This is a genomic window from Mycolicibacter sinensis, assembly GCF_001673565.1.
Lineage (GTDB): Bacteria > Actinomycetota > Actinomycetes > Mycobacteriales > Mycobacteriaceae > Mycobacterium > Mycobacterium sinense_C.
Map to the genome: position 1 here is coordinate 17218 of NZ_LZMF01000149.1, position 9917 is coordinate 27134.

10 protein-coding genes are annotated in these 9917 nt (G+C 70.7%); 6 read left to right on the forward strand and 4 right to left on the reverse strand.

The annotated features are described in order from the left end of the window. Positions 1-12 precede the first annotated feature (12 nt). Entirely contained in the window at positions 13-1530 is a 1518-nt protein-coding gene (locus A5648_RS22070) for a DEAD/DEAH box helicase (RefSeq protein ID WP_065026610.1), read from the reverse strand. A gap of 242 nt (positions 1531-1772) precedes the next feature. On the opposite strand from A5648_RS22070, the gene A5648_RS22075 reads away from it, so the two are divergent. Together A5648_RS22075 and A5648_RS22080 are read left to right on the forward strand one after the other, a co-directional pair. Then, the gene (locus A5648_RS22075; RefSeq protein ID WP_065026611.1) at positions 1773-2468 is read left to right on the forward strand and encodes a ferritin-like fold-containing protein; all 696 of its coding nucleotides are present in this window, start codon (positions 1773-1775) and stop codon (positions 2466-2468) included. 96 nt (positions 2469-2564) lie between these two features. Then, complete coding sequence (locus tag A5648_RS22080) at positions 2565-2846, forward strand: DUF3107 domain-containing protein (RefSeq protein ID WP_065026612.1); 282 nt, start codon at positions 2565-2567, stop codon at positions 2844-2846. A 51-nt stretch (positions 2847-2897) separates the two neighbouring features. On the opposite strand, the gene A5648_RS22085 is transcribed toward A5648_RS22080, so the two are convergent. Then, positions 2898-3581 carry a TetR/AcrR family transcriptional regulator gene (locus A5648_RS22085; RefSeq protein WP_065026613.1) on the reverse strand — a complete coding sequence of 228 codons (684 nt, stop codon included), beginning with the start codon at positions 3579-3581 and terminating at the stop codon, positions 2898-2900. Positions 3582-3782: 201 nt separating this feature from the next. Here A5648_RS22085 and A5648_RS22090 point away from each other — a divergent pair, with 201 nt between their 5' ends. The 3 genes from A5648_RS22090 (at position 3783) to A5648_RS22100 (ending at position 7014) form a co-directional block, all read left to right on the forward strand. Beyond that, complete coding sequence (locus A5648_RS22090; RefSeq protein WP_065026614.1) at positions 3783-4817, forward strand: DUF3152 domain-containing protein; 1035 nt, start codon at positions 3783-3785, stop codon at positions 4815-4817. Between the two features lie 90 nt (positions 4818-4907). Next, complete coding sequence (gene moeZ / locus A5648_RS22095) at positions 4908-6086, forward strand: adenylyltransferase/sulfurtransferase MoeZ (protein WP_065026615.1); 1179 nt, start codon at positions 4908-4910, stop codon at positions 6084-6086. A 73-nt stretch (positions 6087-6159) separates the two neighbouring features. After that, on the forward strand, positions 6160-7014 hold the full coding sequence (locus tag A5648_RS22100) for a TIGR02569 family protein (protein ID WP_065026616.1): 855 nt from the start codon (positions 6160-6162) through the stop codon (positions 7012-7014). Positions 7015-7016: 2 nt separating this feature from the next. Here A5648_RS22100 and A5648_RS22105 read toward each other — a convergent pair whose 3' ends face one another. Both A5648_RS22105 and A5648_RS22110 read right to left on the reverse strand, forming a co-directional pair. After that, positions 7017-7313, reverse strand: a complete 297-nt coding sequence (locus tag A5648_RS22105) for an MGMT family protein (protein WP_065026617.1) — start codon at positions 7311-7313, stop codon at positions 7017-7019. Beyond that, complete coding sequence (locus tag A5648_RS22110; RefSeq protein ID WP_065026622.1) at positions 7313-8107, reverse strand: alpha/beta fold hydrolase; 795 nt, start codon at positions 8105-8107, stop codon at positions 7313-7315. Before A5648_RS22110 ends, A5648_RS22105 begins: the two co-directional genes overlap by 1 nt. Before the next feature lie 57 nt (positions 8108-8164). Between A5648_RS22110 and A5648_RS22115 the strand changes: the two genes are divergently transcribed. Beyond that, a partial coding sequence (locus tag A5648_RS22115; protein ID WP_131810611.1) for a UvrD-helicase domain-containing protein occupies positions 8165-9917 on the forward strand: 1753 nt, incomplete at its 3' end.

Sequence of the window (9917 nt, forward strand, 5' to 3'; positions counted from 1 at the left end):
CGGCGGCCCGGCTCAGTTGCCGTTCGCGGCGGCCGCCGCCTTGCTCGGCCGCCGGCGACGACGGCGGCGCGGCGCGCTGTCGTCAGAAGACCCGCCGGTCCGGGCCTCGCCGGCATCGCCGGGCCGGGCGGCCTGCGGCGCGGCGTCGGCCGCGCCGCCTTGGCCGCCGCGGGTACGCCGCCGCGACCGGTTGGGGTTACGCGGCGTCCGCTGCCGGTCGGCGGACGTCTCGCGGCGCTCGCCGGGTGTGCCCTCGGCCCGCTTGGCCGGCGACCGGGTCGGTTTGCCGATGGTGCCGCTGGCCTCGGCGGGGATGTTCAACTCGGTGAACAGGTGCGGAGAGCTGGAATAGGTCTCGGCCGGATCCGGGCAGCACAGGTTCAGCGCCTTGTCGATCAGGGTCCAGCGGGCCAGTTCATCCCAGTCGACCAGGGTCACCGCGACACCGGTCTTCCCGGCCCGCCCGGTGCGGCCGATGCGGTGCACGTAGGTCTTCTCATCGTCGGGGCACTGGTAGTTGATGACGTGCGTGACGTCGTCGATGTCGATGCCACGGGCGGCCACGTCGGTGGCGACCAGCACATCGATGTCGCCGGTGCGGAACGACTTGAGGGCCTTCTCCCGGGCCACCTGGTTGAGGTCGCCGTGCACCGCGCCCACTTTGAAACCGCGTTCGCCCAGGTCGTCGGCCACCTTCTGCGCGGTGCGCTTGGTGCGGGTGAAGACCATCGTGGCGCCGCGGCCGCGGGCCTGCAGCACCCGGGCGACCAGCTCCGCCTTGTCCAGCGCGTGCGCCCGGTAGACGAACTGCTCGGTGGCGTCGTGTACCGCCGAGGAGTGCGGCGCCTCGGCGCGGATGTGGGTGGGCTGGTTCATGAAGCTGCGGGCCAGCGTGATGATCGGGCCGGGCATGGTCGCCGAGAACAGCATCGACTGCCGGTCGTCGGGGATGCGGGCCAGGATGCGCTCGATGTCGGGCAAAAAGCCCAGGTCCAGCATTTCGTCGGCCTCGTCGAGCACCAGCACCGTGAGGCCGCCGAGCTGCAGGTGGCCCTGCTGGGCCAGGTCGAGCAGCCGACCCGGGGTGCCGACTACCACGTCGGCGCCGACCTTCAGTGCCTCGATCTGCGGCTCGTAAGGCCGGCCGCCGTAGATGGCCTGCACCGACAGCGGCCGGTCCCCGGCGGTGAGATATTTGGCCGCGTCGGCCAGGTCGCCGGAGACCTGGATGCACAGCTCACGGGTGGGCACCACGACCAACGCCCGCGGAATGCCGGTCAGCGGCCGGTCGGTGCTGGTGCTGACCCGCTGCAGCAGCGGAATGCCGAAGCCGAAGGTCTTGCCCATCCCGGTGCGGGCCTGGCCGATCAGATCATCGCCGGCCAAGGCCAGCGGCAACGTCAGCTCCTGGATCGCGAACGCGTGTTCGATGCCGTCCTCGGCGAGGGCGCGGACGATCTCGTCGCGGACGCCCAATTCGGCGAAGCTGGGGGGAGAGGTGGGACGGGTGGTGGAAATAAGCGGGGTCATGCGCTGGCAGATGCCTTTCGAGTCGGCGCGGTAGATAGGTCGATCGCGGTGTGGTCGGGGCGCACACGCTGTGACGGTCGATACCTGACTTGCCGATTCGGGGGCCCTGCACTCGCCGAGGAGGCGGGCCAACCGCGTGTACGCACATTGCGCGGCAGCGCCGAATCGGCACTGCCTGCCCGTCATACTACCTGGTCGGGCCGGGCATCGGTCCAATCCGGCGGAACGCCTACAGTGTGGTGATGAATTCGGTTCCCTCGACCGACCCGCTGACCCAGGCTTCGCCGCCGCGACTGTCCGTCGATCATCCCGGCATCAACGAGCTTTTCGCCGTGCTCGCCTACGGCGAAGTGGCGGCGTTCTATCGGCTCACCGACGAGGCCCGCATGGCACCGGATCTGCGCGGGCGGATCTCCATGGCGGCCATGGCCGCCGCCGAGATGGGTCACTTCGAGTTGCTGCGCCAAGCTCTAGACAGTCGCGGTGTCGACGTGGTGGCGGCGATGTCGAAATACGCTACGGCCCTTGACAATTACCACCGGCTCACGATGCCCAGCACCTGGCTGGAAGCACTCGTCAAGACCTACGTCGGCGACGCGATGGCCGCGGACTTCTACCTGGCGATCGCCGACGGCCTGCCCGACGAGGCGGCCGACGTGGTGCGGGCGGTGCTCGCCGAGACCAAGCATTCGCAGTTCGTCGTCGACGAGGTGCGCAGCGCCGTCACCTCCAGTGCCAAACAACGCAGCCGGCTGGCGTTGTGGTCGCGCCGCTTGCTCGGCGAGGCGATCACGCAGGCGCAGTACGTGCTGGCCGACCGCGACGAACTCGTCGACCTGGTGATCTCCGGCGCAGCCGGACTGGGCCATCTGGCCGGGTTCTTCGAACGGGCCCAGCACACCCACGACGAGCGCATGCGCGAGCTGGGATTGGCCTAACGGGCGATCGCCAGTCCGGTATCGCCGACGGCGAACAGCCGGTGGCTCCCAACTCCGGGACCGTCCACTAGCCTGCTTAACAACGCCCACCGCGACATGAAAGGGGCCGGCGTGGAGGTCAAGATCGGGGTCACCGACAGTTCGCGCGAACTGGTCATCAACAGCGCGCAGACGCCAGATGAGGTCGAGGAACTGGTCGCGACCGCGCTCGCGCAGGGCCCGGGCAACGGGGGACTGCTGTCGCTGACCGACGAGAAGGGCCGTCGGTTCCTGGTGCAGACCGCCAAGATCGCCTATGTGGAGATCGGCATCGCCGACAGTCGGCGGGTCGGGTTCGGGATCGGTTCCGACGCCGCGAGCGGGGCCAGTTCCGCCTAGCGGTGGTCGCAAGCGCGGCGAAGCCGGGCGCAGCGGGCCATCGCCATCGATCTAGCGGGTGAGCGGCACGTGTGACAACCCGCCCCAGGCGAACGCCACCGTTCCGTCCACCGCGTCGTCCTTGGAGATCGGACGGTCACTGTCCAGCCAGTAGCGGGCGCAGTCCACGCTGACCGCGACCAGCCCCACCGCCACCGCCCGGGCCCGGTGCGGGTCCAGGCCGGAATCGCGGCTGACCAGATCGAAGATCGCGTCGATGCAGGATTCGGTGGCGACCCGCACCTGGACCGCCACCTGCGGCTCGGCGACGTTGTCGTTCTCGAAGATCAGCCGATACCCCTGGCCGTCGTGTTCGATGAAGTCGAAGAACGCCTGCACCGCCGCGCGCAGCCGCTGGCGGTTGTCGGTGGTGGTCCGCAACGCCTGCCGCACACCGGAGACCAGGTTCTCCACGTGCCGGGCCAGCACCGCCAGGTACAGCTCCAGTTTCGACGCAAAGTGCTGGTAGAGAATCGGTTTGCTGACACCGGCGCGCTCGGCGATCTCGTCCATACCGGCCGCGTGGTAGCCGCGGTCGACGAACACCTCACTGGCTGCGATCAGCAGCTGGCCGCGTCGCTCGTCGCGGGGAAGTCGGCTGCCCCGACGGCCGGCCGCCGGCGCCTTGGCGCTGGCCGGGGCGCGGCCGGCCGCCTTGGCGCCGCCCCGCTCGGCCGTGTCGATCGGTTTGCTCATCGACTCCTCAATCCGGGTTTCCGCGGCCGACGAAAGAGGTATCCGGCGGCCGGTGCGTGAGAGCGAGACTACGCGCTGCACGCTTCACTTCCGCCAGCGACATCCACCAATGCGGTGCGGACGGGTTCGGTACGCCCCACACCGCCGCCCGCTGGCGCGGCGAAGAGTCCCAGCTCGCAGTGCTTGTGTCATCCTGAGAAGGTGACCTACGACCCGGGGCAACACGGCGGCGGTCGAGCCCCGGTGCTTCGGGATCGTTTCCGCGAACCCCTGCGCGCGCAACGTGACCCGCTGGCCGCCGGCGCCGGGCGGCTGCGGTCGGACCGCGACGTCCACCGGCAGTGGCGCAAGCAGAGCTGGCTGGGCAGGTTCGTGTCCACCTACGGCTGGCGCGCCTACGCGCTGCCGGTGCTGATGGTGCTCACCGTGGTGGTGGTGTACCAGACCGTGACCGGAACCGGGGTGCGCGCCCCGGACATCGACGAGCCGGTCCAGGGCCCGCCGACGATCGGATCGGCCGGCACCTCGATCATCGGTGCGCCACCGCGGGGACTCACCGAATTCGACGTCAACCTGCCGACCGGCATGCTCCCCGACGGTGGCCCGTTCACCGAGGCCGGCGACATGGCGTGGCACATCATTCCCGGCACCGGATCGGTGTTCGGCCGGGGCAGCGAGAAGGTGTTCGCCTACACCATCGAGGTCGAGAACGGCATCGACACCACCGCCTTCGGCGGCGACGAGGCGTTCGCCCGGATGGTCGACCAGACCTTGCGCAACCCCAAGGGGTGGACGCACACGCCTCAGATCGGGTTCGTCCGGGTGGACGCGACCAGCGGGGTCGATCCCGATTTTCGGATCTCGCTGACCTCGCCGATGACGGTCCGGGAGGGCTGCGGCTACGAGATTCCGCTGGAGGCGTCCTGTTACAACCCGTCCTACGGGGCGAGGTCGGAACCGCGGGTGTTCATCAACGAGGCCCGCTGGGTTCGCGGCGCGGTGCCCTTTCAGGGCGACATCGGCTCCTACCGGCAGTACCTGATCAACCACGAGGTCGGTCACGCCCTCGGCTATCAGCACCACGAACCGTGCGAGAAGCAGGACGCCCTGGCCCCGGTGATGATGCAGCAGACGTTCGGCACCTCCAACGAGGACGCGGCGAAGTTCGACCCGGACTGGGTCAAGCCCGACGGCAAGACCTGCCGGTTCAACCCGTGGCCTGCTCCGATTCCTTGAGATCCAGCTCGGGAAGCGTCGCGGGCCGTTTGTCGTTGACCCCATCAACTGCTGTGATGGTGGTGGATGCGATTTTGAGGAGAGCTGTCGGTGTCGAATTCGCTGCCGCCGCTGGTGGAGCCGGCCGGCGAGCTGACCAAGGATGAAGTCACGCGCTACAGCCGCCACCTGATCATCCCGGACGTCGGCGTGCAGGGACAGCAGCGGCTGAAGAACGCCCGGGTGCTGGTGATCGGGGCCGGCGGGCTGGGCGCGCCGACGCTGCTGTACCTGGCGGCCGCCGGCGTCGGCACCCTCGGGATCGTCGACTTCGACGTCGTCGACGAATCCAACCTGCAGCGCCAGGTCATCCACGGCGTCGCCGATGTCGGCCGCTCCAAAGCCGAAAGCGCCCGCGATTCGATCAAGGCGATCAACCCGCTGGTCCGGGTGCAGCTGCACCAGGTCCGGCTTGCGCCGGACAACGCCGTCGAGCTGTTCTCCCAGTACGACCTGATCCTGGACGGCACCGACAATTTCGCCACCCGTTACCTGGTCAACGACGCCGCGGTGCTGGCGCACCGGCCCTATGTGTGGGGGTCGATCTTCCGTTTCGAGGGCCAGATCTCGGTGTTCTGGGAGGACGCGCCGAACGGCCGGGGCCTGAACTACCGGGACCTGTACCCCGAACCGCCGCCGCCGGGGATGGTGCCGTCCTGCGCCGAGGGCGGGGTGCTGGGGGTGCTGTGCGCATCCGTCGGGTCGGTGATGGGCACCGAGGCGATCAAGCTGATCACCGGGATCGGCGAGTCGCTGCTGGGCCGGCTGATGATCTACGACGCCCTGGAGATGAGCTACCGCACCATCGCGATCCGCAAGGACCCCTCCACGCCCAAGATCACCGAGCTGATCGACTACGAGGCGTTCTGCGGGCTGGTCTCCGACGAGGCGGCCGAGGCGGCGGACGGCTCCACCATCACGCCGGCCGAGCTGCGGGAGCTGCTGGACTCCGGGCGGCCGCTGGCGCTGATCGATGTGCGCGAACCGGCGGAATGGGAGATCAACCGGATCGAGGGGGCCCGGCTGGTTCCGCAGTCGATGATCAACTCCGGCGAGGGGTTGGCGACCCTGCCCCAGGATCGGATGTCGGTGCTGTACTGCAAGACCGGCGTCCGCTCGGCGGCGGCCCTGGCGACTCTGAAGAAGGCCGGATTCGCTGACGCGGTCCATCTGCAGGGGGGAATTGTGGCGTGGGCCAAGCAGATGGAACCCGACATGGTGATGTACTGACAAGCCGGGACCGCCGCATGAACCAGCGGCGAGGCTCCCCGATGCCCTGACCGTGACCGCTTAGGCTGACCGTGTGACTGTCGAGCCGCCGCCTGAGCATGTGCTGGCGACGTTCGGCCTTCGCGGCGTCGCGCCCACCCCGCTGGGTGCCGGCTGGGAGGACGGCTGGAAATGCGGGGAAGTGGTGGTGTCCATGGTGGCCGACCACGCCCGGGCCGCGTGGTCGGCGAAGGTGCGCGAGACGCTGTTCGCCGACGGCATCCGGCTGGCCCGGCCGGTGCGCTCCACCGACGGACGCTATGTGGTGTCGGGCTGGCGGGCCGACACCTTCGTGGCCGGCAGCCCGGAGCCCCGTCACGACGAGGTGGTCTCCGCGGCGGTTCGGCTGCATGAGGCCACCGCCAAGTTGGAGCGGCCGCGTTTCCTCACCCAGGCGCCGGTGGCGCCGTGGGCGGACGTCGACGTGTTCATCGCCGCCGATCGGGCGGCGTGGGAGGAACGGCCGTTCGCCTCGCTGCAGGCCGGCGCCCGGCTGGCCCCGGGCTCGGTGGACGGTCAGCGCTCGATCGACCTGATCAATCAGCTCGCCACCTTGCGCAAGCCCACCAAGGGTTCCAGCCAGTTGGTGCACGGCGACCTCTACGGCACGGTGCTGTTCTCCGGCGCCGCGGCGCCCGGGATCACCGACATCACGCCGTACTGGCGCCCGCCGTCGTGGGCTGCCGGGGTGGTGGTGGTGGACGCCCTGTCGTGGGGTGAGGCCGACGACGGGCTCATCGAACGCTGGGAGTCACTGCCTGAGTGGCCGCAAATGTTGTTGCGCGCGTTGATGTTCCGGCTCGCGGTGCACGCCCTGCACCCGCGGTCGACGGCCGAGGCGTTCCCCGGCCTGGCGCGCACCGCGGCGCTGGTGCGCTTGGCGCTGTAGCGTCAGAACCGGTGCCGCGCGGTGCGCAGATCCACCTTGCCGTCGGCGGCCAGAATCCCTTCGGCGCGAAGCCGTTCCAACTGCCGGGTGCTCAGGTGCGGCGCCGGCTGACCGGACGCCCGGATTACCCGATGCCACGGCAGATCGGCGGAATCGGTGCGCATGATCCATCCGACGATGCGGGGGCTGGAAAGCCCTGCTGCGCAGGCGATGTCGCCGTAGGTGGCGACCCGGCCGGCGGGGATCGCGGCGACCAGCGCGCGCACCGCCTCCACTTGGGCTTCGGTCACCGGAGCCATCAGGTCACGGGCAACCGGGCGCGGATCAACTCGGCAACCTCGCCGGGCCTGGCGTGCGGCACCATGTGCTGGCAGTCGAGGTCCACCAGCCGGAAATCCGGTCCCAGCCGTTCGGTCAGGGCGGTGATGAGGTCTTCGCCCACATACGGCGGTGAGGTTCGGGTGGCCCGCACCAGCGTGGTGGCGGTACCCGGTGCCGGCAGGACGATGCCGCGGGCCAGTTCGCTCCAGTACGACATCATCGCCGGGACGCTGATGCGCCAGCCGACACGCCCGCTCGGCAAGGTGATGAGGTGTTCGTCGACTTCGGCGTCGAGCACGGCCGGGGCCACGTCGGCCCAGGAGCCGTGTTCCTTTTCCGCGCGTGCTTCGGCGGCATCGGGATAGTCCGGGGAGGCCAGCATCGCGTCGGCGATCTGCGCCATCCAGCCGCCGTCCAAGCCGACCGCCGGATCCAGCAGCACCAGCGCGCCCACCAGATCCGGATGGCTGGCGGCCAGCTGTAGGGCCACCGCACAGCCGAACGAATGCGCGACCACCAGGACTGGCCGATCGGCGGAGCGCTTGAGCAGCGCGGCCAGCGCACTCACGTTGGCGTCGAAGGTCCACGGCGCCGCCCACGACGAGCGGCCGTGACCGATCAGATCCGGTGCCGCGACGCTGAATTCCCCCAAATGATCGTCGGCCAAGTGTTGCCAACGCTGGCCGTGTCCGGTCAGGCCGTGGATCGCCAGGATCTGGACCGGTGCGGGCGGTCCGTAGCGGTGCACGTGCAGGAGATGATCGGAATTCACCCGTTGATGGTGCCAGCCGCGGCCGGACTTGTCAGAGGGCAGTGCTGTCATGGCGGTATGACGCAGCACTGGGGATCGCATGCCGCCGAAGCGCGCGCCGCGCTCGATCCGGCAGGGCGCGGCGTCCTGCGGGTGCTCGGCGGGCCCGGGACCGGTAAGACCAGCCTGCTGCTCGACACGGCGGTGGCCCACGTCGCCGACGGCCTCGACCCCGAATCGGTGCTGCTACTCACCCCCGGCCGCATCGGCACCGCTGCACGCGCCGCGGTGACGGCGGCGCTGCTGCGGGCCCGCCCGCCCGGCCGGCCGGTGATCCGGGAATCCGTCGTGCGCACCGTGCACGGCTACGCCTTCGCGGTGCTGCAGCGCGCCGCGCGCCGGGCCGAGGCCGCACCGCCCCGGCTGGTCACCGGGGCCGAGCAGGACAGCGTCATCCGCGAACTGCTCGCCGGTGACGGAGCCGCAGCCTGGCCGCCGTCGTTGCACGCGGCGCTGGCCACCGACGGCTTCGCCACCGAACTGCGGGACTTGATGGCGCGCTGCGCCGAACGCGGCGTCGACCCGGCCGAGCTGGTCCGGCTCGGCAAGCGGTGCCGCCGCCCGGAGTGGGCCGCCGCCGGTCGCTTCGCCCGGCAGTACGAGCAGGTGATGCTGCTTCGCGCTGCGGTCGGCACCGCGGCACCACAGGCGACCACGCCGGCCCTGGGTGCTGCGGAACTGGTCGGGGCCGCGTTGGAGGCCTTCGCCGCCGACCCCGACCTGCTGGTCGAGGAACGCCGCCGGATCCGGTTGCTGCTGGTCGACGATGCCCAGCAACTCGACCCGCAGGCGGCCCGGCTGGTGCGGGTGCTCGCCGCCGGCGTGCAGCGCAGCGTCATCGCCGGCGATCCCGATCAGGCGGTGTTCGGCTTCCGCGGTGCTGAGCCCGCCGCCCTGCTCACCGACGACGCACCCGCCGTGCAGCTCTCGGTCTCGCACCGCTGCGCCCCGGCGGTGGCTAACGCCATCAACGCCATCGCCGCACGGCTGCCCGGGCCCGGCCCCGCCCGCCGCCTCGAGGGCACCGGGCCCGACGCCGGCTCGGTCGCCGTGCGCACCGCGGCCTCCGGTCATGCCGAGGCCGTGTTGATCGCCGACACGCTGCGGCGCGCCCACCTGGTCGACGGCGTGCCGTGGTCGCAGATGGCGGTGATCGTCCGTTCGGTGCCGCGCGCGGCGACCCGGTTGCCCCGCACCCTGGCCGCCGCCGGCATTCCGGTGACCCTGCCCGCACCCGGCGGCCTCCTGGCCGATCAGCCGGCGGTGGCCGCCCTGCTGGGCGTGCTGGAGTGCGCCGTCGACGGCGTCGACGGCCGTCGGGCACAGGACCTGCTCACCGGCCCGATCGGGCGCATGGATCCGATCTCGCTGCGGCAATTGCAGCGCATCCTGCGCCGAGGCGGCTCGCCGGAAGCAGATTCCGGCGACCGGTTGGCGGCGGTGCTCTCCGGTGACTCCGGCCAGCTGCCGGCCGCTCATGCGCGCCCGCTGCGGCGGGTGCGCGCGGTGCTGCAGGCCGCGGCCCACAGCCACGCCGACGGCCGGGACCCGCACTACACGCTGTGGCAGGCCTGGAATCGGTCCGGGCTGCAGCAACGCTGGTTGTCGGCGACCGAGCGCGGCGGGACGGCCGGCGCCCAAGCCGGCCGGGACCTGGACGCGGTGACCGCGCTGTTCGATCTCGCCGAGCAGTACACCGCGCGTACCGCCGGCGCGACCCTGGCCGGGCTCGTCGACCATGTCAGGGCCATGCAACTGGTGATGCCTCGCG